Annotated in this window: 25 protein-coding genes; 22 read left to right on the top strand and 3 right to left on the bottom strand. The window is 67.4% G+C overall.

Features of this window, described 5'->3' with window-relative positions; translation table 11 throughout:
- Positions 1–4: 4 nt before the first annotated feature.
- On the bottom strand, positions 5–676 hold the full coding sequence (locus tag AC099J_RS21315; RefSeq protein ID WP_479617290.1) for an RraA family protein: 672 nt from the start codon (positions 674–676) through the stop codon (positions 5–7).
- Between the two features lie 97 nt (positions 677–773).
- Entirely contained in the window at positions 774–1,982 is a 1,209-nt protein-coding gene (locus AC099J_RS21310) for an aspartate transaminase (RefSeq protein WP_479617289.1), read from the bottom strand.
- A gap of 272 nt (positions 1,983–2,254) precedes the next feature.
- On the opposite strand from AC099J_RS21310, the gene nac reads away from it, so the two are divergent.
- The 13 genes from nac to AC099J_RS21245 all read left to right on the top strand — a co-directional run bounded on the left by nac (position 2,255) and on the right by AC099J_RS21245 (position 13,973).
- A complete protein-coding gene (gene nac, locus AC099J_RS21305) occupies positions 2,255–3,211 on the top strand; it encodes a nitrogen assimilation transcriptional regulator NAC (protein WP_479617288.1) in 957 nt (318 codons plus the stop codon).
- A gap of 147 nt (positions 3,212–3,358) precedes the next feature.
- Positions 3,359–3,808, top strand: coding sequence for an acetyl-CoA carboxylase biotin carboxyl carrier protein (locus tag AC099J_RS21300; protein ID WP_479617287.1), 450 nt, complete (start codon positions 3,359–3,361; stop codon positions 3,806–3,808).
- Positions 3,809–3,810: 2 nt separating this feature from the next.
- On the top strand, positions 3,811–5,175 hold the full coding sequence (accC, locus tag AC099J_RS21295; RefSeq protein WP_479617286.1) for an acetyl-CoA carboxylase biotin carboxylase subunit: 1,365 nt from the start codon (positions 3,811–3,813) through the stop codon (positions 5,173–5,175).
- A complete protein-coding gene (gene pxpB, locus AC099J_RS21290; protein ID WP_479617285.1) occupies positions 5,172–5,840 on the top strand; it encodes a 5-oxoprolinase subunit PxpB in 669 nt (222 codons plus the stop codon). The genes accC and pxpB overlap by 4 nt, the downstream gene beginning before the upstream one ends.
- A complete protein-coding gene (locus AC099J_RS21285) occupies positions 5,837–6,817 on the top strand; it encodes a 5-oxoprolinase subunit C family protein (protein ID WP_479617284.1) in 981 nt (326 codons plus the stop codon). The genes pxpB and AC099J_RS21285 overlap by 4 nt, the downstream gene beginning before the upstream one ends.
- A 2-nt stretch (positions 6,818–6,819) precedes the next feature.
- Complete coding sequence (locus AC099J_RS21280) at positions 6,820–7,257, top strand: acetyl-CoA carboxylase biotin carboxyl carrier protein (protein ID WP_479617283.1); 438 nt, start codon at positions 6,820–6,822, stop codon at positions 7,255–7,257.
- A gap of 9 nt (positions 7,258–7,266) precedes the next feature.
- On the top strand, positions 7,267–8,040 hold the full coding sequence (locus AC099J_RS21275) for a LamB/YcsF family protein (RefSeq protein ID WP_479617282.1): 774 nt from the start codon (positions 7,267–7,269) through the stop codon (positions 8,038–8,040).
- A gap of 226 nt (positions 8,041–8,266) precedes the next feature.
- Entirely contained in the window at positions 8,267–9,019 is a 753-nt protein-coding gene (locus tag AC099J_RS21270) for an SDR family oxidoreductase (protein ID WP_479617281.1), read from the top strand.
- Between the two features lie 46 nt (positions 9,020–9,065).
- Entirely contained in the window at positions 9,066–9,767 is a 702-nt protein-coding gene (locus tag AC099J_RS21265) for an amino acid ABC transporter permease (protein WP_479617280.1), read from the top strand.
- 18 nt (positions 9,768–9,785) lie between these two features.
- A complete protein-coding gene (locus tag AC099J_RS21260) occupies positions 9,786–10,535 on the top strand; it encodes an amino acid ABC transporter permease (RefSeq protein WP_479617279.1) in 750 nt (249 codons plus the stop codon).
- Between the two features lie 17 nt (positions 10,536–10,552).
- Positions 10,553–11,287 (top strand): amino acid ABC transporter ATP-binding protein, encoded by a 735-nt coding sequence (locus tag AC099J_RS21255; protein WP_479617278.1) that lies wholly within the window; start codon positions 10,553–10,555, stop codon positions 11,285–11,287.
- 49 nt (positions 11,288–11,336) lie between these two features.
- Positions 11,337–12,179 carry an ABC transporter substrate-binding protein gene (locus tag AC099J_RS21250; RefSeq protein ID WP_479617277.1) on the top strand — a complete coding sequence of 281 codons (843 nt, stop codon included), beginning with the start codon at positions 11,337–11,339 and terminating at the stop codon, positions 12,177–12,179.
- A gap of 150 nt (positions 12,180–12,329) precedes the next feature.
- On the top strand, positions 12,330–13,973 hold the full coding sequence (locus tag AC099J_RS21245; protein ID WP_479617276.1) for a tannase/feruloyl esterase family alpha/beta hydrolase: 1,644 nt from the start codon (positions 12,330–12,332) through the stop codon (positions 13,971–13,973).
- 126 nt (positions 13,974–14,099) lie between these two features.
- Here the strand turns inward: AC099J_RS21245 and AC099J_RS21240 are convergent, their stop codons facing one another.
- A complete protein-coding gene (locus AC099J_RS21240) occupies positions 14,100–14,843 on the bottom strand; it encodes an IclR family transcriptional regulator (RefSeq protein ID WP_479617275.1) in 744 nt (247 codons plus the stop codon).
- Positions 14,844–15,075: 232 nt separating this feature from the next.
- Here AC099J_RS21240 and AC099J_RS21235 point away from each other — a divergent pair, with 232 nt between their 5' ends.
- From AC099J_RS21235 to AC099J_RS21195, 9 genes are read left to right on the top strand one after another with little or no spacing between them, the layout of a single operon-like run.
- Positions 15,076–16,638 carry an acetolactate synthase large subunit gene (locus AC099J_RS21235; protein ID WP_479617274.1) on the top strand — a complete coding sequence of 521 codons (1,563 nt, stop codon included), beginning with the start codon at positions 15,076–15,078 and terminating at the stop codon, positions 16,636–16,638.
- A gap of 43 nt (positions 16,639–16,681) precedes the next feature.
- Positions 16,682–17,476 carry an SDR family NAD(P)-dependent oxidoreductase gene (locus tag AC099J_RS21230; protein ID WP_479617273.1) on the top strand — a complete coding sequence of 265 codons (795 nt, stop codon included), beginning with the start codon at positions 16,682–16,684 and terminating at the stop codon, positions 17,474–17,476.
- A 17-nt stretch (positions 17,477–17,493) separates the two neighbouring features.
- The gene (locus AC099J_RS21225; protein WP_479617272.1) at positions 17,494–18,549 is read left to right on the top strand and encodes a WD40/YVTN/BNR-like repeat-containing protein; all 1,056 of its coding nucleotides are present in this window, start codon (positions 17,494–17,496) and stop codon (positions 18,547–18,549) included.
- Positions 18,542–19,021, top strand: a complete 480-nt coding sequence (locus AC099J_RS21220) for a VOC family protein (protein ID WP_479617271.1) — start codon at positions 18,542–18,544, stop codon at positions 19,019–19,021. The genes AC099J_RS21225 and AC099J_RS21220 overlap by 8 nt, the downstream gene beginning before the upstream one ends.
- A gap of 7 nt (positions 19,022–19,028) precedes the next feature.
- Positions 19,029–19,634, top strand: a complete 606-nt coding sequence (locus tag AC099J_RS21215; protein ID WP_479617270.1) for an amino acid synthesis family protein — start codon at positions 19,029–19,031, stop codon at positions 19,632–19,634.
- Positions 19,635–19,648: 14 nt separating this feature from the next.
- Complete coding sequence (locus AC099J_RS21210) at positions 19,649–20,518, top strand: alpha/beta fold hydrolase (RefSeq protein ID WP_479617269.1); 870 nt, start codon at positions 19,649–19,651, stop codon at positions 20,516–20,518.
- On the top strand, positions 20,515–22,143 hold the full coding sequence (locus tag AC099J_RS21205) for a bifunctional 3-(3-hydroxy-phenyl)propionate/3-hydroxycinnamic acid hydroxylase (RefSeq protein WP_479617268.1): 1,629 nt from the start codon (positions 20,515–20,517) through the stop codon (positions 22,141–22,143). Before AC099J_RS21210 ends, AC099J_RS21205 begins: the two co-directional genes overlap by 4 nt.
- Positions 22,144–22,154: 11 nt before the next feature.
- Complete coding sequence (locus tag AC099J_RS21200; protein ID WP_479617267.1) at positions 22,155–22,460, top strand: NIPSNAP family protein; 306 nt, start codon at positions 22,155–22,157, stop codon at positions 22,458–22,460.
- Between the two features lie 8 nt (positions 22,461–22,468).
- Positions 22,469–23,908: an NAD-dependent succinate-semialdehyde dehydrogenase gene (locus tag AC099J_RS21195; protein WP_479617266.1), complete on the top strand. Its 1,440-nt coding sequence runs from the start codon at positions 22,469–22,471 to the stop codon at positions 23,906–23,908.
- The last annotated feature ends 94 nt before the right edge of the window (positions 23,909–24,002 follow it).

Raw genomic sequence — 24,002 nt, 5'->3', positions numbered from 1 at the left:
CCGATCAGTTGTTGCAGCGCGCTTCGAGTGCGTCGATGAAGCTGCGGTCCCAGCGGCTTTCGCGCATGGCGGCCATCGTGTTCTCTTCGGCCACGAGCACGGCGCGCGCCTTCTCGATCAGCCGCTCGGCGTCCTGCGGCACGATCGCCAGCAGGCCGTCCTGGTCGCCCACCACGATGTCGCCGGGGTTCACGACCATGCCGCCCACGCAGATCGGCACATTGATCTCGCCGGGACCGTCCTTGTAGGGGCCACGGTGCGTCACGCCACGGGCATACACCGGGAAATCGCGCTCGCGCAGCTCGGCCACGTCGCGGACCGCGCCGTCGATGACGATGCCAGACAGGCCGATCTTGGCCGCATAGAACGACAGGATGCCGCCAACCACCGCGTTGTTCAGGTCGCCCTGGGCGTCGACCACCAACACATCACCGGGGCGGCAGAACTCCAGCGCACGCAGGTACGTCAGGTTGTCGCCGCCGCGCGAGCGCGCCGTGACGGCCGTGCCCGCCATGCTGCGTTTGCCGGCACGGTGGTAGGGGTGCAGCCCCGAGGTGCCAATGTTGCGGTGCATGTTGTCGCTGATGGCAGCAGTCGGCAGACCGCGCAGGGCATCCAGGATGGTGCTCACTGCCTGGTCGGCAGAAGCGTTCTTGCGCAGGGCTTTGTATTCCATGAGAGGTCTTTCAGGTAGGAAGAGAACAGGGCAGTGACGTGTGGGACGCGGCGCATCGGCAGCAGGCGCGCCGGCCCGCGAGCCTGCCGCAGCCGATTCAGACCAGGGCGGCTACCGCCCGCCCGATGCGCGTGCAGCCTTCTTCGATGGTTTCGATGGAAGTCGCGATCGACATGCGGAAGTAGGGCGCCACGCCATACGAGGAGCCTGGAATCATCGCCACGCCTTCGGCATCAAGCAGGTACAGCGCCACGTCCACATCGTTGGCCAGCTGCTTGCCAGCGGGCGTGGTGCGCCCGATCAAGCCACTGCAGTTGACGAACAGGTAGAAAGCGCCCCCGGGCGTGCGGCAGCTCAAGCCTTCGATGGCGTTGACCATGGCCAGCGCGCGGTCGCGGCGCTGGCGGTAGACCGCCACGAAGTCTTTCAGAAAGCTGTGGTCGCCTTGCAGCGCGGCCAGTGCGGCGGCCTGGCTGATGGTGCAGGCGTTGCTGGTGGACTGCGATTGCAGCGTTTCCATGGCGCCGATCAGATCGAGCGGGCCAGCCGCATAGCCGATGCGCCAACCCGTCATCGCGTAGGTCTTGGAGACGCCGTTGATCACCACCGTGCGGTCCCGCAACTGCGGTTCGATGGCCACGATGTGCGGCAGCTGCTCGCCGTCGAAGCGGATGTGTTCGTAGATGTCGTCCGTCATCAGCAGCACGTGCGGGTGACGCAGCAGCACATCGGCCAGGGCGCGTAAATCGGCGGCGCTGTAGGCCGCGCCGGTCGGGTTGGTGGGCGAGTTGAGCAGCACCCAGCGGCTATTGGGCGTGATGGCGGCTTCGAGCGCGGCCGCCGTCAGGCGAAAGCCGTCGGCTTCGTGGCAGACCACCACCACTGGCGTGCCGTCGCAGGCCAGCGCCATGTCCGGGTACGAGACCCAATACGGCGCAGGAATGATGACCTCGTCGCCCGGCTCCAGCGTGGCCGAGAGTGCGTTGAAGATCGCGTGCTTGGCGCCGCAGGTGACCACCACTTCGGTGGGCTTGTACTGCAGGCCGTTCTCGCGCAGCAGCTTGTCGCAGATGGCCTGGCGCAGGGCCGGCGTGCCGGCGGACATGGTGTAGCGCGTCTCGCCGCGCTCTATGGCGGCGCAGGCTGCCTGGCGGATGTGCACCGGGGTGTCGAAATCCGGTTCACCGACGACCAGGTTGACGATGTCACGTCCCTGGCGGCGCAGCTCGTTGGCACGGTCGGCCGCGGCACTGCTGGGCGATGGTTTGATGCGGCGCACACGGGCGGCGATACGGGGTCGGGACACGGCGTTTCCTTCGGCGTTGGAAGATCGGCACGGCAGTGGTCGCTGGCCCGGTCCGGCTCTCGGATTTGGTGCGGGCGATGCCATGGCAGGTGGAACAGGCCCGAACAGTACGCGCTGTCATTTTGGAAAGCCAAGACAAGATCGCTCTGGAGATATAGGCAGACCTTATGACGGCTCACGCGGCTGCGGGTGGCCAGCCGGTGCACGGTGTTAGCACGCTGGCCGGCATGCAGGCCCGGTGCTAGGCTCATCTTTTGCTTGCCTTCGCCTGTATGAACCTGCGTCGACTCAAATATTTCGTCAAGATCGTGGACATCGGCAGCCTTACGCAGGCAGCCCAGGTGCTGTTCATCGCGCAGCCTGCGTTGAGCCAGCAACTGGCCACGCTCGAGGCCGAGGTCGGGCAGCAGTTGCTGGTGCGCACGCAACGCGGCGTGACCCCGACGGAAGCCGGCACGGCGCTATACCGGCATGCGCAGATCATCCTGCGCCAGTGCGACCAGGCGATGAGCGACATGGCCGCAGCCGGGCTCGGGCTTTCGGGCCAGGTGTCGGTCGGCATGGCGCCCGGCACCGCGGCCGCCACCCTCGCATTGCCGCTGCTGCGCCGCGTGCGCGCACGTCATCCGGGTGTACTGCTCTACCTCAACGAGAGCTACGGCACCACGCTCAGCGAACTCATCATGAACGGCCGCATGGACCTGGCCGTGCTCTACGGCGACAAGGCCATCCACGGCCTCAAGTTCCTGCCGCTGGTGAAGGAGGAGCTGTACCTCGTCGGCCCGGCCAGCGAGCCGCAGCCCGGCGAGAGCATTCGCCTGGAAAACCTGGCCGAGGTGGAGTTGCTGTTGCCACGGCCCTACAACATCGTGCGCAAGCTGGTCAACGAGGCCTTTGGCCGCACCGGCATGACGCCTCGCGTCGTGGCCGAGGTCGAATCGGCGATCACCCTCACGGCGGCCATTGCCGATGGACTGGGCTCGACCATCCTGCCGGCGTCGATGGCGCGGGGCTTCGTCGCCTCGGGCATGGCCTGGCAGAGCCGCATCGTCGAACCGGTGATCGAGGCGCCGCTGGCCCTGTGCCAGTCGGACCACCTGCCGCTGTCGGAGCCGGCGCAGGCGGTGCGCCAGATCCTGCTCGAGCTGGTCGACGACCTGCTCGTTGGGGGCAGCACGGGCCTGGCGCTTGCCCAGACCCCGGCCGCGGTCGCAGCCGTGGCGCCGTAGCGCCTCGTCTGCCGGTAGCCATAAGACGCTCTTATCCGGGCAAAGCCAAACGGTCTTGGCGTCGCGGCCCGTCCCTCGGTAACTTACAGGCACTGAACACGCTGATGCTCAGCGTGTGAACGCCGCCCGCAAGGGCAGGAAACCGAGATGCATCTGAACGATATCAAGGCGCTGATCGACGTCATGGCCGCGTCGGACCTGAGCGAGATGGAGCTGACGCGCGACGGCACGCTGTTGCGCCTGGTGCGCCGCAAGGCATCGCCTTCGGCACCCGGCACAGCGGCTGTGGATGACGCGACACGGCCACCGCCAGCGCTGCGCCAGGGGCCGCGCCGCGCCGCGCTGGCCACAGCGGCGCCAGCCAGCCAAGACATCACCGCGCCGTTGTACGGCGTCGTGCATTGGCGCCCTGCGCCGGATGCTGTGCCGTTCGTGGCACCGGGCCAGACCATCAAGGCCGGCCAGGTCGTGTGTGTGGTCGAGGCGATGAAGGTGTTCAACGAAGTGCGCGCCGAGCGCGACGCCACGGTGCTCGCGCTGCTCGTGGAGCCCGGGGCCGAGGTGCAAGCCGGCCAGCCGCTGCTGCGCCTGGGTTGACCATGTTCGATACCGTCCTCATCGCCAACCGTGGCGAAATCGCCTTGCGCATTCAGCGCGCCTGCCGCGGCCTGGGGCTGCGCACTGTCGCCGTATATTCCGAAGCCGACCGCGATGCAGCCTATGTCGCCCATGCCGACCAGGCCCTGTGCATCGGCCCGGCCGCGCCCACCCAGAGCTATTTGAACCAGGCTGCGTTGCTCTACGCTGCCGCAGTCAGCGGTGCCCAGGCCATCCACCCCGGCTATGGCTTCTTGTCGGAGAACGCGGGCTTCGCTGCGCGTGTGGAAGCGGCGGGGCTGAGCTTCATCGGCCCGACGTCGGCATGCATCCGCACCATGGGCGACAAGGTGGCCGCCAAGCGCGCGATGCGCGTCGCCGGTGTGCCGTGCGTGCCCGGCCCGGATGGCTCGCTGCCCGATGACCATGCGGCCATCCTGCAGATTGCCCGCGACATCGGCTACCCGGTGATGGTGAAGGCGGCCGGCGGCGGCGGCGGGCGCGGCATGCGCATCGTGCAGGCCGAAGCCGAGTTGCTGGACGCCATGGCACTGACGCGCGAGGAAGCGCGGCGCGCCTTTGGCAACCCAGAGGTTTACATCGAGAAGTTCCTCGGCCATCCGCGTCACGTGGAGATCCAGGTGCTGTGCGACCGCTACGGCAACGCGCTCTGGCTCGGCAGCCGCGACTGCTCGCTGCAGCGGCGCCACCAGAAGGTGCTGGAAGAAGCGCCCGCGCCGGGCATCGATCCCGCTCTGCTGGCCACGGTGGGTGCGCGCTGCGCCGAGGCGTGCCGGCAGATCGGCTACGTGGGCGTGGGCACCTTCGAGTTTCTGTTCGAGGGCGGCGAGTTCTTCTTCATCGAGATGAACACGCGGCTGCAGGTCGAACACACGGTGACCGAGATGACGACCGGTATCGACATCGTGCAGCAGCAGATCCGCATGGCGCGCGGTGAGCGGCTCACGTTGACGCAGGGCCAGGTCGGCTGCTTCGGCCATGCACTCGAATGCCGCATCAATGCCGAGAATCCCGACACCTTCGCGCCCGCGCCGGGCCGCATCACGGCGTGGCAAGCGCCGGGCGGCTTCGGTGTGCGGGTCGATTCGCATGTGACCGCCGACTACCGCGTGCCGCCGTACTACGACTCGATGATCGCCAAGCTGATCGTGCACGGCACTTCGCGCGATGACGCGCTCGCACGCATGCGCCTGGCGCTGTCCGAAATGCGCATCGAAGGCATCGACACCAATGTGCCGCTGCACCGCGCCATCCTCGAAGACCCGGGCTTTCAGCAGGGCGGCGTCGACATCCACCACCTCGAACGCTGGCTGCAGCAACGCGCCACCGGCAAGGCGCACACATGAAACATAGCTCTCCCACCATGACGCTGCTCGGCACCACCGCCTTGCTGTTCGAGGCGCCGGGCGACCTCGGCCTGGCGCCGCAGCAACGCATCTGGGCCATGGCGCAGACACTGCAGCAACTGCCCGAAGTGCGCGAGGCCGTGCCTGGCATGAACAACCTGATGCTGACCTTTGCCCAGGCGCCGCGCACCCTGGCCGCGCTGCAGGCCTTCGAGGCCCTTGTGCTGCAGGCCTGGGACGAGGCCACGCCCCTGCCGCTGCAGGGCCGTGTCGTCGAACTGCCGGTGGTGTATGGCGGCGAGGGCGGCCCGCACCTGGCCGACGTGGTGGCGCACACCGGCCTGTCCATCGACGAAGTGGTGGCCCTGCACTGCGCGCCGGTGTACCCGGTGTACGCGCTGGGCAGCCACCCTGGCTACTGCTACCTCGGCGGCATGGACGCGCGCATCGCCACACCGCGCCGCGCAGTGCCCGTCGTGCACCTGCCAGGCGGGTCGGTGTCGATCGGCGGTGTGCAGACCGGCGTCTCGGCCTCGGCCGGGCCGAGCGGCTGGAACACCATCGGAAGCACCACGATGGACTTCTTCAACCCCGAACAGGACCCCCCGGCCGTGCTGCAGCCGGGCGACTGCGTGCGCTTTCGAATCCAGGACATCGTTCGATGATCGACATCCTTTCCTCCACCGCCCTGGCCACCGTGCAGGACGCGGGCCGGCTGGGCAGCCTGCGCTTCGGCGTGGGCACCGCCGGTGCGATGGACCAGCTGGCGCTGGCCGTCGGCAACCTGCTGCTCGGCAACCCCGAAGGCGCCGCCGCCATCGAAATTCCGGTGTATCCGTTTCAGGTGCGCTTCACCGAAGACTGCGCCTTCGCGCTCACCGGTGCCGATGGCAAGGCGACGCTCGACCAGCGCGCGGTTGCCCCGTGGTGGGTCACCCAGGCACGCAAGGGCCAGGTGCTGACCATCGGCCTGCCGGTCGCAGGCTCCGGCTGCCGCGCCTACCTGGCCTTGGCCGGTGGGGTCGACGTGCCCGAGCGGCTGGCCTCGCGCAGCACGCAGTTGCGCGGCGCGTTCGGCGGCTTCGAGGGGCGCGCCCTGCGGCAGGGCGATGTGCTGCGCGCTGCCGCGCCCGGGGTGCACGCAGCGGTCGACTTCGGCGTGGTGCCGCCGGCCATCAGCCTGCCGCTGGTATGCGATGGCCTGCCCGCCATGCGCGTGCTGCCTGCCGCGCAATATGCGGGCTTCGAGGAAGAATCGCGCGCCGCCTTCTGGGCTGGCGAATGGAAGATCACCGCGCAGAGCGACCGTTACGGCTACCGCATGCACGGCACGCCGCTGGTGCCGATCGCGGCCATGGAGATCCGCTCGCACGGCATCGTGCCCGGCGTGATCCAGGTGCCATCGAGCGGCCAGCCGATCGTGCAGATGCGCGATGCGCAGCCGTCGGGCGGCTATCCGAAATTCGGCACCGTGATCGAAGCCGATCTCTGGCGCCTGGGCCAGGCCGCCATCGGCAGCCGCGTGCGGTTCATCCAGACGGACTACGAGGCGGCAGTGGCCGCACAGGGCGAGGTGCAGGTCTGGCTCGACGAGGTGCGCCGGCTGGTCGATCTCCAGCGCTGGGCGCTGCAAAGGAAATGAGCATGCAAACCCAAGACATCCGCCAACTGGCCGCATGGCTGGTCGCGACCGACATCGATTTCCTGGAGCTGCGCGGGCCGGACGTTGAGATCCGCATCCGCCGCGACGGCGCTGCGACGTCGGCTGATGAGCCGACGCTCGAACAGCACGCGCCACCGACGCCAGCGCAGGACCAGGCCGCCGTGCGCGCTGCATCGGTCGGTGTGCTGCGTGACCACCTGCCAGGCCGGGCAGCGCCACTGTCTACGCCCGGCGCTGCCGTGCAGGCAGGCGACCTTCTGGCGTTGCTGCAGGTCGGCCCGCTGCTGCTCCCCGTGGCCGCGCCCTGCGACGGCTGGGCCGGCGACTGGCTGGTGCCGCTGGGCAGCACCGTGGGCTACGGCACGCACCTGCTGAACATCGACAGCGAACCCGCCGCAACCGACGCGGCGCACGCCTGAGGAGTCGAGATGGACATTGACCTGAACGCAGATCTGGGCGAAGGGTTCGGGCCCTGGCGCATGGGCGACGACGAGGCCCTGCTGAAGATCATTTCCTCGGCCAACATCGCCTGCGGCTTTCACGCCGGCGACCCCGTCATCATGGACCGCACCGTGCGCCTGGCCGCCACGCGTGGCATCGACATCGACATCGGCGCCCACGTGGGCTTTCCCGACCTGCTCGGCTTCGGTCGCCGCCCGATGCAGGTCGATCCCAAGGAGTTGGCCACCTATGTGGTTTACCAGCTCGGGGCGCTGGCGGGCATCGCGCAGGCCAACGGCCGCCGCATGACCCACATGAGTTTTCACGGTGCTCTCGGCAACATGGCCGCGGCGGATGCCGAGCTGGCGATGGTGCTGGTCGAGGCCGTGGCCCGCTTCGATGCCGGCATGATCATCAGCTCTTCGGCCAGCCAGGCCATCGAGCGCGCGGGCGACCACCACGGCCTGCGCGTGGCCAGCAGCTTTCTGGCCGACCGGGCTTGCGACGACGAGGGCCTGCTGATCCCGCGCAAGCTGCCAGATTCGGTGATCCACGACAGCGCCGCCGTGCTGGCCAGGGTAACCCAGCTGCTGGAGGAAGGCACCGTGACGGCCTACAGCGGCCGCAAGGTGGCGATGCGCGCCAGCTCGATCCTGCTGCATGGCGACACGCCCGGCGCGGTGGCGTTGGCCACCGAGGTGCGGGCGCGCATCGAGGCCACAGGCGGCCGCATCGTGCCCATCTCGCGGCAGGTGCCATGAGCACGCCCGTTGCGCCCTGCCAAGCGGCCTGGGAGGCACCAAAGTGGCGTCTGCAGGGCCGGCCGCGCACCGTGGTGGAGCAGCATAAGGCCAGCTTATCGGCACACAGCCAATCCGTCTTGGCGCGATGCACAGCGCGTCGATAGAGTCACTTCCATCAGCAGCGGATACGACGAGAACGACTCGAAGTTCCACCTCTGCAGCCCCCCTCAGAAAGAACCTCACCATGCCTTTTTCCGATTACAAGACAGCCCTCGTGACCGGTGCCTCTTCCGGCATCGGCGCCGCCACGGTCGAGCGCCTATGCGCTGAAGGCCTGCAAGTGCACGCCCTGGCCCGCAGCGCCGGCAAGCTGGCCGAACTGGCGGCGCGCACCGGCTGCATTGCGCACGCCATCGACGTGAGCGACCTGGCCAGCGTGACCCGCCTGACCCAGGAGATCGACTTTGACGTGGTGGTCAACAACGCCGGTGTGGACCGGCCCGGTTCGATTCTGAAAGCCGACGCGCAAGGCATCGACCTGCTGATCGACGTCAACCTGCGCGCCGTGCTGCACATCTGCCGGCTGACGCTGCCCGGCATGGTGGCACGCGACCGCGGCCACATCGTCAACATCAGCTCGATCGCGGCGGCCTACAACTTCGGTGGCAACAGCACCTACCACGCGACCAAGGCGGCGGTGAGCATGCTGTCGCGCCAACTGCGCATCGACGCCTACGGCAAGCGCGTGCGCGTCACCGAGATCTGCCCGGGCCGCGTGGCCACCGACATCTTCGCCCACGTGCATGGCGACAGCGCAGAGATCCGCGAACGCTTCGTGGACGGCTTCGAGCTGCCGCAAGCCGAAGACATCGCCAACGCCATTGCCTTTGCGATCTCGGCCCCGATCGCCGTGAACGTGGGCCACATGGAAATCACACCCACGCTGCAGGTGCCCGGCGGGCTGTCGACCACCCGACCCGAGCGCCCCCAGGCCTGAGCCTGCGACGCCGCTCCAGCCCCTCAGCCCAGCCAAGACGCAGCGTATGAACAACTTCGATGTGATGGCCATCCTGCTGAATGGCGAGTTCGGCGGCATGCTGCTGAAGGGCGTGCGCATGACGCTGCAGATCGCCGCGGGCTCCTGGCTGCTGGCGATGTCGCTGGCGCTGGTGCTGCTCGTGGTGCGGCTCACGCCGAGCGTCATCGCCCAGCGCGCCGTGGCGGCCTATGTCTCCTATCACCGCAACGTGCCCACGCTGGTGCAGCTGATGCTGTGGTACTTCGGCATCTCCAGCCTGTTGCCCGCCGATGTGCAGGGCTGGCTGTCGGAGCACCACGGCGAGGCGCTGTTCGCCATCATCGCGCTCGGCCTGTGCCAGGCCGCGTACTTCAGCGAAGACCTGCGTTCGGGCCTGCGGTCGATCCCCGAAGGGCAGACCGAAGCCGCCCGCGCCCTGGGCCACAGCTACATCAGCTCGATGCGCCATGTGATCCTGCCGCAGGCGGTGCGCAACGCGGTGCCGGCCTTGGTGAACCACAGCGTCTCGCTGTTCAAGAACAGCAGCCTGGCCATGGCCATCGGCGTGGCCGAGCTCACGCACGCCGTGAAGGAGATCGAAAGCCAGAGCTTTCGTACCTTCGAGGCCTACCTGGTCGCCACCGTGCTGTACCTTGGCTTTTCGCTGCTGATCATGGCGGCGGGCGCCTGGCTGTCCAAGCGCTACAGCATCGCCGGCGCCCGCTAGGCCACGAGGAACCCGGCCATGACCGATCTCTACGACATCCTGCGCGACAACTGGCTGCTGCTGCTGGTGGGCCAGTACCCCAACGGCCCGATGGGCGGCATCGTCTGCACGCTGGTGCTGTCGGTGCTGGGCCTTGCGCTGGCCTTCCCGCTCTCCGTGCTGATGGCGCTGGCCCGGCTGTCGCCCTGGCGCATCCTGCGCTGGCCCACCACGGCCCTGGTCTACGTCGTGCGCGGCGTGCCGCTGCTGATGGTGATCCTGTGGGTCTATTTTCTGGTGCCGCTGCTGATCGGCCGCAATGTCTCGGGCTTCACCACCATGCTGTGTACGCTGGTGATTTACGAAGGCGCTTATCTCTCTGAAGTGGTGCGCGCCGGCATCCAGGCGCTGCCGCGCGGCCAGCTCGAAGCGTCCCGCGCGCTGGGCAACAGCTATCTCGGCGCGATGTGGAGCGTGATCCTGCCGCAAGCGCTCTACAACATGCTGCCCAGCCTGCTGAGCCAGTTCGTCTCGACCATCAAGGAGACCACGCTCGGCTACGTGATCAACGTGCAGGAACTTACCTTCGCCGCGAACCAGATCAACAACCAGTTGCTGACGAAGCCCTTCCATGTGTTCTTCATCCTGGCGGTGACCTACTACATCCTTTGCTACAGCCTGACCCAGCTGGCCCAGTGGCTGGAACGGCGCATCGCGAAGAAGCGCCAGGGGCAACTCGGCACGGCACCCGCCGCGCTGCAGCCCGCAGCCGCCATCGCCGAAACCTGACCCACCGAGGACACCCCATGATCTGCTTCAACGGTATCAACAAATGGTATGGCAGCTATCACGCGCTGATCGACATCAACGCCGAGGTGAAGAAGGGTGAGGTGGTGGTGGTTTGCGGTCCGTCGGGGTCGGGCAAGTCCACCTTGATCCGAACCGTCAACCGGCTCGAAGAGGTCAAGTCAGGCCAGCTTCTGTTTGACGGCAGTGACATCCATGCACCGATGACCAGCACGGCGCTGAACAAGCTGCGCAGCCGCATCGGTTTCGTGTTCCAAAGCTTCAACTTGTTTCCGCACCTGTCGGTGCTGGAGAACATCATGATGTCGCCGATGCGCGTGCGCGGCGTGAACCGCACCGATGCCAAGGCCAAGGCGCAGCAGTTGCTCGACCGCGTGGGCCTGGCGACCAAGGCCGACTCGTATCCCGCACAGCTGTCGGGCGGGCAGCAGCAACGCGTGGCGATTGCGCGCGCTCTGGCCATGGAGCCGCCTGCGATGTTGTTCGACGAACCGACCAGCGCGCTCGACCCGGAGATGGTGGGCGAGGTGTTGTCGGTGATGCGCAGCCTGGCCAACGAGGGCATGACCATGATGTGTGTCACGCACGAGATGAACTTCGCGCGCGAGGTGGCCGACCGGATCTGGTTCATGGATGCGGGCCGCATCCTGGAGACCGCCACGCCGCAAGAGTTCTTCAACCGTCCGCAGCATCCGCGCGCCCAGCGATTTCTGTCCGACCTGCGGGCGCACTAGCCGCAAGTCATCCCAACCGCCACGCCCATTTCCAACCAGGAGTCGATCCATGTCCAATGTCACTCGTCTTTCTCGCATGACGGCAATCGCCGGCCTGCTCGCCGCCAGCTTCGCCGCCCAGGCCGACCAGTGGGACGAGATGCAGCAGCGCAAGGAGCTCAAGTGCGGCACCTTCGCGGACGTCCCGCCGTTTGCGGCGCCCGATCCGAAGACGCGCGAGATGGTCGGCTTCGATGTCGACATGTGCAGCGCGTTGGCCAAGCGCCTGGGCCTCACCGCGAAGATCACGCCGCTGTCGGTCGAGGCCCGCGTGCCCGAGGTGAAGATGGGCCGCGTCGACCTGACGGTGGCCAACCTGGCCTACACCAAGAGCCGCGGCGAACAGATCCAGTTCAGCGACCCCTACTACGTGGCCAAGGAGATGCTGGCGGTCAAGGCCAGCGACCCGGGCACCACGAAGGCAGAGTTCAAGGGCAAGCGCCTGAGTTCGACCAAGGGCTCGACCTCCGAGCTGTCGATCAAGATGAATGGCTCGGAACCGGTAACCTTCCAGGACACGGGTTCCGCCTTCATGGCCGTGCAGCAGAACAAGGCGGTCGGCGTGGTGGCCAACACCATGACCATCACCAAGTTGGTCAACCAGTCCAAGACCGGCGGCGTGCCCCTGAAGATGATCACGGAGCCGATGGTGTTCCAGCCCATCGGCGTCGGCATGAAGAAGGGCGAGCCGGTGCTGCTGTCCAAAGTCAACGCCGCATTGATGGAGATGGACAAGGCCGGCGAGATCGACCAGATCTGGGCGAAATGGATCGGTCCCAACACCGAATACAAGCTGGTGCGCGAGGAGAAGGTGACGCCCCTGGCGGATCTGAAGTTCGAGATCCTGCCGTAGTCCGTTGGCGCACGTCGTCGATCCGGACAGAAGGTCATGGCACCTGGCTGGCGGTGAAAACCGTCAATTTCGACGATGGGTGCGTGCCCATGCAAGTAGGACGATACGTGGGAGCGGCTTGGGCCGTCACATATCAACCAGGAGACTTGCATGCACAGTAGGAACGTATCGGAGGCCGCGCGCCGGGCCGGGCATTTGGCGCTGGTTGGCGCCGCCACGGCGGTACTCGCAGGTTGCGGTGGCAGCGACGACGGATTGGATCAGACCCCCCCGGCAGCGATCAGAGTCGAGCAGGCCAGCACACGCTGTTCCGCCATGGCGTCGGCATCGGTGCCGGCCTCGGCGATCGGGCTTGCCACGCAAGGCGCCACGGTGACGAGCGCGTCGTTGCAAGCGGCCGATGCCGCCGCCGGCTTGCCGGAGTTCTGCAAGGTCATGGGCGACATCATCGCCACCAATGCTGCTGACCCAGCCATCAAGTTTCAGCTAAACCTCCCAACCGATTGGAACGTGCGGGCCTTGCAATACGGCGGAGGCGGCTTCAACGGCTTTGTCGTCAGCGGCTTGGGCACGGTCAACCATGCGCCTTCGGACGTCGCGCAGCCCATCGCGAAGGGATACGCGACCTTCGGAAGCGACTCGGGCAATCAGTCTCCCAACGGAGCGTACGGCTTGAACGACCAGGCCTTGCGCAACTATGGCGGCGAGGCGGTCAAGCGTTTGAAGGACGCTGCGGTGCATTTGCAAAAGACCTATTACGCGTCGGCGCCATGGAAGGTCTACTACCAGGGCGCGTCCAAAGGTGGGCACGAGGCACTGGTGGCTGCGCAGCGCTATGGGGACGACTATGACGGCGTGATCGCGTACTACCCGGCCAGCCAAAACCAGGCGATGGTCCTGTCCTGGTACCGCATGTTTCAAGCCGCATATCGCACGCCTGGTGGCTACCTGAACCCTGCCAAACAGCAGTTGCTCAAGTCCAAGGTTCTGGAGCTCTGCGACGGACTCGATGGCGCTGCCGATGGCCTGGTGTCCAACCTCAACGCCTGCAAGCAATCTTTCTCGGTTGCTGTGCTTCGCTGCCCCAGTGGCAACGACGCGGGCGATACGTGTTTGTCCGACCAACAGATCAACACGTTGCAGACGGCCGCTGTGCCCATGGAGTTCGCATTCCCGTTGGCAAATGGGGTGACCAGCATCGGCCCCTATCCCATCTACCAAGGCGGTGACGTGGGCGTCTGGCTCGATGCAGTGGGCGAGCCTGCACGCACCGGCTATTACAACTTTGCCAATGGCGTCTTGCGGTACTTCGACCAGCAGAGCGCGGCGTCAAGCGTCGAGAATTTCGACTACCGCCAGTGGCAACCACGGGTGCAGTACCTGTCGCAGATCCTGGACGCGAGCGATCCCAATCTTGACGCCTTCACGATGCGGCGTGGAAAGATGCTGTTGATTCAAGGCACCACGGACATGCTGGTGTCCAACGAAACGACGACCGCCTATTTCACACGCGTGGCCGCACGGTATCCGGCAACCATCAGAGACTTCGCACGCTATTACGTGATCCCAGGCCTGGGTCACGCTTCTGGAGATTTCACGGCCCGCTGGGATTCGTTGTCTGCACTCGAGTCGTGGGTGGAGCGAGGCGTGGCGCCCGCAGACCAGGTGACGACCGATGCCGCACAAGCGACCAGGGGCCGATCGCGTCCGCTTTGCGAACATCCGGCCTTCCCGAAGTACAAAGGTAGCGGCGACGTCAACAGCGCAAGCAGCTTTACCTGCAGCACGTCCTGATGCAGGCCAGCGCCCCGGTCAGACTGGGGTGCTTTGACGCTGGCCGCCGACATGGAGAACATGGCCAACGCGTTGCAACGGCCGCCTAAGCGCTGGAGGTGCCGCGGCGCGATCGCCAGAAGCCCTTCACCGCTCTGAAAGCGACTGCGACACCTCACCTGCCGCCCGCAGCAACCGGGCGCCCAAGGTATCGGCGTCGAACAGGCTGAACGCCTCTTCCTGGAAGATCAGCGTCATGCTGCCGGCCACGTCGCCGTCGTGGTGGAACACCGGTGCGGCAATGCCGACCAGACTGCTGTCCACCTCGCTGCGGCTGATCCAGAAGCCGCTCTTCTTGATGGCCTGCAGCGCCTGCCAAAAGGCCAGCCAGTCCTTGCCGATCGCGAGGCAGTCCGGGTCGTTCGCGTTGTCTGCCCAGATGCGCCGTAACCGAGCCCGGCTCAGTGCCGCCAGGATCACCTTCGAGCTGGAGCTGCGGAACGTCGGCACGGCGGTGCCGCGCCCATACGTCACCAGCTGCATGCCGGCTTCGCCGCCGCACTGGTAGATGTTGATGATCTCGCTCTTGTAGATCGTGGCCATCAGCCCGGTGGCCCCAACCGCGCGGGCCAGTTGCGCCAGCAACTCCTTGCCGGCGTTCAGCAGCGGGTCGGACTCGCGGATGCGATGGTCCAGCTGGATGATGCGCGGCCCCAGCGTGAACCTGCCGCCCCTGCCCACCAGCAGCCCCGCGCCGGCCAATTCGCGCGTGTAGCGGTAGCAGGTCGTGCGCGTCAACTTCATCGCCTCGCCAATCTCTTCGGCGCTCATGCTTTCGTGCTCGCGTGAGAACAGATCGAGGACGGAAAGCATGCGGGTCAGGCTGGACATGGCGGCGTGGGGGAGCTGGGGCGCGGCCATTGTCATCGACTCTCTGCAGCACTCGGGCCGGTCGGGCATCGAATGTCGCTTTGAGGTAAATCCCAATTTGCGGCATCGCGCGGCCCGTAGGTTGGCAAAACATCCCAAACTAGCATATCGAATTTGATATTGTAGAAAACACTTCACATTTGGCATCGGATCATCTAGACTTCGATGCACCAAATCCGACATTGTGGGAATCATGAACAAAACCGCCTCATCGACAGCCGCCGGCGCCCAGCGTTTGCTCGAAGCCGCACGGGACGCCGGCAGCACCGTCTGCTTCGCCAACCCTGGCACCACCGAGATGCCTTTCGTCGAGGCGTTCGACCAGGTGTCTGGCGTGCGCGCCGTGCTGGGCCTGTTCGAGGGCGTCTGCACGGGGGCGGCAGACGGCTACGGGCGCATGCTCGGCAAGCCGGCGATGACGCTGCTGCACCTCGGCCCGGGCTTTGCCAACGGCATCGCCAACCTGCACAACGCCCGCCGCGCGCGCACCCCCATCGTCAACCTGATCGGAGACCACGCGAGCTGGCATCTGCCGTTCGACGCGCCGCTGACGTCGGACATCGATTCCCTCGCACGCCCTGTCTCGGCCTGGCTGCGCACCGTCTCGGGCGCCGACGCCATGGTCAGCGACGTGCGCGACGCCATCGCAGCGGCTCAGACGGGCGCCGGCGGGGTGGCGACATTGGTCGTGCCGGTGGACTACCAGCAGGCACCGGTCGCGCCATCTGCACCAGCCAGCGATGCCGTAGCGCCGCGCTTCGCGACCGTACCCGCCGCGCGCATCTCGGCGCTGGCCAGCGCACTGCGCACCGGCAACCCGCATGTATTCCTCATGGGTGGCGAGGCCCTCAGCGAACGCGGCCAGCGCGCCGCGGCACGCATCGCGGCAGCCACGGGCGCCGGCTTCTACAGCGAGACCTTCCCGGCGCGCACCGAGCGCGGCGGCGGTCTGCCCGACATCGACCGGTTGCCGTACTTCCCCGAAGTCGCCATCCAGGCGCTGGATGGCCGCACCGTGGTGCTGGCCGGCGCCATCGCACCGGTGGCCTACTTCGGCTATCCGGGCCTGCCCAGCATGCTGGCGCCCACGGACAACACGCAGGTGTTGAGCGCCCCCGGCGAAGACGGTGCTGCCGCGCTGGAGGCCCTGGCCGATGCGCTGCAAGCCCCGGCGGTCGCGCCGCGCCCGGTCGAGCAGGTGCCGATGCCCACGGGCGCCCTGACCCCGGCCGCCATCGGCCGCGTCATCGCCGCCCTGTTGCCGGACCAGGCCATCGTCTCGGTCGAGGGCGGCACCTGCGGCTACCCCTTCGTGACAGCCTCGGCCAACGCTGCGCGTCACACCATCCTCACCAACACCGGTGGCGCCATCGGGCAGGGCCTGCCCGTGGCCTTGGGCGCATCCATCGCCTGCCCGGATCGCCGCGTCATCGCGCTGCAGTCTGACGGCAGTGCGCAGTACACCATCCAGGCGCTGTGGACCATGGCGCGCGAGAAGACGCCGGTGACCATCCTGATCACCTCCAACCGGCGCTACGCGATCCTGCAGAACGAGCTCACCCGCGCAGGCGTGACGCAGTACGGCCCGCAGGCACTGGCGCTGACCGAACTGGAGCGCCCCGCCATCGACTGGATGGCACTGGCCACCGCCTACGGCGTGCCCGCCGTGCGCGCCACGACAGCCGAGGAACTCGCGGAACAGCTGGCCTCGGCGCTGCTGGTGCCGGGCCCGCGCCTGATCGAAATGGTGCTCTGAGCCGCTTCCGATTTTTTCCTCCACCTCACACACAGGACTCGACATGGATCTGCAACTCAAAGGCAAGGCCGCTTTCATCACCGGCGGCAGCATGGGCATCGGCCGCGAAGTGGCGCGCGTGCTGGCACGCGAAGGCGTCTCGGTCGCCATTGCCGCACGCGGGCTCGAAGCGCTGGAGCAGGCCGCTGCCGAACTGCGCGCGGAGACCGGCGGCAACGTGGTCGCCATCCGCACCGACACGACCAGCATGGAGGCGGTGCAGACCGCCATCGACGCGGCTGCGAAGCAGTTTGGTCGCCTGGACATTCTGGTGAATGGCGCCGCAGCCCCTGGCGGCCTGGTGCGCGCCGAGCTGGAGAACGCCGACGACCAGGGCCTGCTGCAGGACATCGACATCAAGGTCGTGGGCTACTTCCGCTGTGCCAAGGCCGCCGCTGCGCACATGAAGGCCAACCACTTCGGCCGCATCATCAACATCGGCGGCCTCACGGGTCGCGGCAGCAAGCAGCTCTCGGGCATGCGCAATGTGGCCATCGCCCACATGAGCAAGACGCTGTCCGACCAGCTCGGCCCCTTCGGCATCACGGTCAACGTGATCCACCCGGGCGTGGTGGAGACCCCGCACATCCACGAGCTGTACGAGAAGGAAGCCAAAAAACAGGGCCTGACCGCCGCCGAGGTGGAAGCCAACTACGCGAAAGCCACGCCGATCCGTCGTGTACTGCAGACGCCCGAGATCGCCGACCTCGTGGCCTTCCTGTCCTCGCCGCGTGCCGGCGCCATCACGGGCGAATCCATCGGCATCGACGGTGGCATCTCGCGCGGCATCTTTCTTTGAACCACGGGAGAACGCACATGCAAGGAACCATTCTGGTCGGCACCGCAGGGCAGGGCATCCTGCGCAGCGCAGACAACGGCGCCAGCTGGCACCGCCTGGGCCTCAAAGAGGCCATCGAATTCGACGGCACCGTGCGCGCGCTGCTGGTGGACCCACGCAACCCGCAACGCATCTTTGCCGGCGCCGATTCCGGCATCTGCCTCAGCGAAGACGGCGGCGTGCATTTCAAGCGGCTGGCGTCGCCGGCAGACGGCCTTACGGTGTGGGCGCTGGGCATCGACCCGCGCAACCCTGACATCGTCTACGCCGGCACCGGCGCACCATCGCGCGCGCGCATGTTCCGCTCCCGGGATGGCGGCGCCACCTGGGAGCAACTGCCGATCGAGCTGCCAGAGTTCTGCGCGGGCGTCAACCGGCCCCGCATTCTGACCATCTGCGTTGACCCGGCCGACAGCGCGGTGTGGTTCGGCGTGGAGGAGGGCGGCGCCTGGCACAGCCAGGACCAGGGCGAGAGCTGGCGCCGTGTGGACGATGCAGCCAGTGGCATCGTCAACAGCGACATCCATGTCGTCACCATCCTGCCGGCACGCAACGGGCAGCCGAAGACGCACCTGATCGCAACCGTCAACTCGGTCTACACCAACACCGACGGCGGCTTCGGCTCCTGGGCTGCAGAAAGTTCGGCCGAGCGCTTCGACGGCATGTACTACACGCGCACCCTGACCGCGCTGAATGGCGACGACGACGTGCTGCTGGCAGCAATCGGCGACGGCACGCCGGGCACCCGCACCAAGATTTACCGCTCGCTGGACCGCGGCGCCACCTGGGCCGACACGGTGCTGCACCACGTTCCCAACTCCACGTTCTGGGCCATCGGCACGCACGCGGCCGACCCGGCCCTGGTCTTTGCCGGCACCAAGTACGGCCACCTGTTCCGCTCCACCGACGGCGGCAAGTCCTGGTTCAAGGATTGGCGTGATTTCAGCGAAATCACCGCCGTGGCATGGACGCCCGTGGTGGCTGCCGTGAAGCCGCATCCCAAATCCACGCTGGGGGCTGCGCCACATGCCTGACCTGAACCCCATGCGCGTGCAGCCCCGCATCCGCCGCACCCATTTGTCGCTCTTCGTGACCAACCCGTTTGAATCCGCCGCCTGGTACGAGCGCGTGCTCGGCATGCAGGAGACGGCGCGCGGCGAACGCTGGGTGTTCATGAGCTTCGGCCAGAAGCACCACGACATTGCGCTGATCCAGCCCGAGCCGGGCGAGGTGGTCGGTGGCGTGGCGCTGCAGCACTACGGCCTGGAGATCGACGGCGATGTGAACGAACTGCGCCGCCTCTATGGGCAGTTGCTCAAGGCCGGCATCACGGTGGTCAAGACGACCGACCACAAGGTGGGACTGGGCGTGTACTTCTGCGACCCGGATGGGCACCGTTTCGAATTCTTCTGCGAGACCGTCCACGACGACGAAGAGGGCAAGCGGCTGCTGCACCAGTACCACGCCCCCAGCAACCCCATCGACCTCGAACCCCTGTACGACTGAGACCATCATGCTCAAGACACCCAACTTCCATGCGTTCCACATCCGCAAGTGGTATTTGCAGATCGAAGACACGCTGGCCGGCGAGACCGGCGCTGCCGCCGATGGCGAGCCGCTGCGCAAGATCGTCGTTGCCGCCTGCATCCACAACCCCTTCGCCGGGCGCTACGAGGCCGATCTGTCATCGTGGATCGAACCCTCGCCCGTGCTCGGTGCCGAGTTCGGCCGCCGCATCCGCGAGGCCGCGCAAGGCCGTGCCATCGAAAGCTATGGCAAGGCCTGCCTGGTGGGCATCGACGGCGAGTACGAGCACGGCAATGCCCTGCTGACCAACCCGGCCGCCAACCCGGTCCGCGATGGCGTGGGCGGCGGCAAGTCGTGGGTGCCCTCGACCGGCAAGCGCGGCGGCCCCGGCACCATCATCGACGTGCCGCTGGCGCACAAGAACGCGCTGTACGTCCGCTCCCACTACGACACCGTGTCGGCCATGTTCAACGATGGCCCCAACCGCGATGAAGTCGTGTTGATCTGGGCCTTTGCCACACGCGGGCGGCTCAATGCGCGTCTGGGCGGGCTGCAAGCGTCGGAAGTCCAAGGGCAGGACGGCCTCGTCTGAGGCGGCAGACCACCATGACACACGCTCCACGCGACTTGATCCTGGACGCCGGCGGCCTGCGCCTGCACGCGCTGCAATGGGGCGCCGACAGTTCGCCCGCCATCGTGCTGCTGCACGGGCTGCGCAGCTACGCGGCAACCTGGGAGCCCGTGGCCGAAGCCCTGGGCGACCGTTGGCGCCTCATCGCGCTGGACCAGCGCGGTCGCGGCGAGAGCGACTGGGACCCGGAGCGGCGCTACTTCACGCCCCAGTACGTGGCGGATCTGGCTGCCGTGGTGGACCAGCTCGGCCTGCAGCGCTTCGTGCTGGTGGGCCATTCGTTGGGCGGCACCAACGCGCTGGTCTACACCGCTGCGCATCCCGAGCGGGTGCGTGCGTTGGTGGTCGAGGACATCGGCCCGGGGTCATCGGCCGGCGGCGCAGGCGCGCAGCGCATCCGCCAGGAACTGGCCAACACGCCCGACAGTTTCGACACCTGGGAGGCCGGCCGCGCCTTCTGGCGCGCGCGCCGGCCGCTCATCACCGAGCAGGCCCTGGACTCGCGCGTGCGCCATTCGCTGCGCGCCCAGCCCGACGGTCGCATCGGCTGGAAGTACGACGCCCAGGGCATCGCGCAGGCGCGGCTCGATCCGGACCCGAGCCGCATCGTCGACCTGTGGCCGGCGGTCATGAGCCTGCGCTGCCCCACGCTGCTGCTGCGGGGCGGTGATTCCGATTTCCTGCTGGCCGATGTGGCCGAGCGCATGGCCGAGGCGGCGCCCGTGATCGAGTGGCACGACATACCCGGTGCCAGCCACTACGTACACGACGACCAGCCCGATTTCTTCCTGCAGCGCCTGCAGGACTTTCTGGGCCGCCTGCCGCACGAGGAGAGCCAGTCATGACGGCCGAGAAAAATTGCGACGTCGTCGTCGTGGGCGCCGGGCCCGTGGGCGTCAGCGTCGCCCATCTGCTCGGCAGCTACGGCGTGCGCACCCTGGTGGTCGAGCGCAGCCGCGAGATCCTGCCGTACCCGCGTGCCGTGGGCATGGACGACGAGGCGCTGCGCCTGTTCCAGTCGGTCGACATGGCCGAGCCGCTACTGCAGGACATGGTGCAGAACGTATCGCTGCGCATGTTCGACCGCAACGGCAAATTGTTCGCCGACATCCGCCCGGCGACGCGCGAATTCGGCTGGTGGCGCCGCAACATCTTCATGCAGCACCTGGCCGAGCACACGCTGCGCGAAGGCCTGGCGCGCTATCCGCATGTCGAGATGGCGCTTGGCCAGGAGGTCGCCGCCATCGCGCAGAACGACGAGGGCGTGCGCCTTACGGTGCGCGGTGAAGACGGCAGCGAGCAGCGTGTGAACGCGGCGTTTTGCGTAGGCGCCGACGGTGGGCGCAGCACCATGCGTGAGCTGCTGGGCGTCAAGCTAGAAGGCGTCACGCATCCGATCAAGTGGCTGGTCGTCGATGTGCTGAACGCCGATGTCGATGCGCCCTACACCTCGCTGCACTGCGACCCGCGCCGCCCGCATGTGTGCATCCACCTGCCGTTCAACTACCGGCGCTGGGAGTTCATGGTGTTCCCGCACGAGGACGAGGCGCAGCTGGCGTCCGATGCCTCGGTGCGCGCCTTGCTCACCCCGTATGTGACGGATCCTGCCGCCATCGAGATCGTGCGCTCGCGCATCTACACGCACCACTCGCGTGTGGCCGACCGCTTTGTGGTCGGGCGCACGGTGCTGGCCGGCGATGCGGCGCATCTGTCGCCGCCGTGGATCGGCCAGGGCTTGAACGCCGGGCTGCGCGATGCCGGCAACATCGCCTGGAAGCTGGCGCTGCTGGTGCGGGGCGCCGCGCGGCCCGGGCCGGTGCTGGCCAGCTACGCGCAGGAGCGCCACGGCCATGCCAAGGCCATGATCGACCTGGCCGACACGTTCGGCCGGCTGCTGATGCCCACCAACCGGTTCAAGGCACTCGCACGCGATGGCTTCTTCGGCAGTGTCGCGCGCATTCCGCAGGTGCGCGACTACGTGCTGCAGATGCGCTTCAAGCCGATGCCGCGCTACACCAGCGGCCTGGTGGTGTTGCCGCCTGTGGTTGCGCCGCACAGTGCCGTGGGCCGCATGCTGATCCAGCCCGACGTGGAGACCGGCGTCCACCGGCGCGAGAAGCTCGACACCGTGCTCGGCACCGGCTTTGCGCTGCTGGGCTGGCGCGCCGATCCGCAGCAGGCGCTGGGCGAAGCCAGCGCTGCCGTGTGGCGCGAATTGGGTGCTGCCTTCGTTCGGGTAGAGCGCTCACGCAGCGGCGGCTCGCGGCTCGGGCGCATCGCCCACGACAACGGCACGGTGTGCATCGAAGACATCGACAACGCGCTGGCCGACTGGTTCCAGGTGCAGGGTCACACCTTCGCCATCGTGCGGCCCGACCGCTACGTGGCGGCGCTGGCCGATGCCGTCGACCTAGACGCCACCAGTGACCGCTTCTTTGCCCTGTTCCGCGAGGCCACCGTGCCCGCCTGAGGAGACAACCCATGTACGTCGAACAACGCATCTACTCGCTCGTCCCGGGCGGCACTGCTGAATACCTGCGCCTCTACCTCGAGTGTGGCCGCACCGTGCAGGAGGGCCATCTGGGCAACATGATCGGCTGCTACACCCGTGAGGTCGGCGAGCTCAACCAGCTAGTCTATCTCTGGCCGTTCGATTCGCTGGACGAACGCGCCAGCCGCCGCGCCGCCCTGATGGCCGACCTGGCGTTCGCCGCCTTTCGCAAGCAGGTGCGTCACCTGGTCCTGCGCCAGGAGAACACGCTCCTGGCCGACGCGCTGCGCGGATGAAAGCCGCCATGCAATACGACGCGCTCACGCTGTACATCGACGGCGAGTACATCGCCGCCGGCGCGCGGCCCACGCAGCCGGTGTTCAACCCGGCCGACGACAGCCTGCTGGGTGCGCTGCCCCATGCGCTGCCCGAAGACCTGGAGCGTGCCGTGCAGGCCGCCCACCGTGCGTTCCCGGCCTGGCGAGACGCCTCGCCGCTGCGCCGCTCCGACATCTTGCGCCGCGCGGCACAGCTGATGCGTGAACGCGCCGATGCCATCGGCCGCCAGATCACGCTGGACCAGGGCAAGCCGCTGGAGCAGGCAGTCGGCGAAGTCGTCTACAGCGCCGAGGCGGCCGAGTGGCATGCCGAGGAAGGCCGGCGCATCTACGGCCGCATGGTGCCCGCGCGCGCGCCCGATGTGCAGCAGCTGGTGCTGCGCGAGCCGATCGGCGTGTGCGTGGCATTCACGCCCTGGAACTTCCCGTTCAACCAGGCGCTGCGCAAGGTGGTGGCGGCCCTGGCTGCTGGCTGCACGCTGGTGCTCAAGGGGCCGGAAGAATCGCCCAGCGCCATCGTGGCCATGGCGCGCATCTTTCACGACGCCGGCCTTCCGCCGGGCTGCCTGAACATCGTCTGGGGCGTGCCGGCTGCGGTGTCCGAGCATCTGGTCGCCCACCCGCTGGTGCGCAAAATCTCGTTCACCGGCTCGGTGCCGGTGGGCAAGCACCTGGCAGCGCTGGCCGGCCGCCACATGAAGCGCGCCACCATGGAGCTGGGAGGCCACGCGCCTGTGGTGGTGTGCGCCGACGCCGATGTGGACGCCGCCGTCGATTTGCTCGTGCCCTACAAATTCCGCAATGCCGGCCAGGTGTGCGTCTCGCCCACGCGCTTCTTCGTCCACCGCAGCGTGCACGACCGTTTCGTGGAGCGCTTCGTACAGAAGACCGCTGCGCTGCAGGTCGGCCCGGGCCTGGCGCCCGGCACGCACGTGGGCCCGCTGGCGCACGGGCGGCGCGTGGCCGAGATGCAGGCCTTCGTCGACGATGCGCGCCGCTGCGGCGCCGAGATCGCCACCGGCGGCCAGCGCCTGGGTGATGCCGGCCACTTCTACGCCCCCACGGTGGTGCTGCGCGCCGGTGAAGACACGCGCCTCATGAACGACGAGCCCTTCGGCCCCCTGGTGGGCGTGCGCTGCTTCGACATGCTCGACGAGGCGCTGGTGTTGGCCAACCGGCTTCCGTTCGGCCTGGCGTCGTATGTGTTCACGCGTTCGAGCCACAGCGCCCATGTGCTCTCGCGCGGGCTGGAGGCCGGGATGGTCAACATCAACCATTTCGGCATGGCACCGGCCGAGATCCCCTTCGGCGGCGTGAAAGACAGTGGCTACGGCAGCGAGGGCGGCACCGAGAGTTTCGAGGGCTACCTCAGCACCAAGCTGATCACGCAGCGCCACTTGGCCTAGCGCACACCCCCCCCCTGCTCCTGACGCATGTGTCTGCGCGGCCCTGCCGCGCGGCAAGCGTGCGTCCGCTGAACCCCTCCCCACGAAAGGACCC

It is taken from the genome of Rhodoferax sp. RT4P68, from assembly GCF_056521305.1.
Note: the sequence above shows the minus strand (reverse complement) of the source record. Positions and strands in the feature narration are given on the sequence as shown.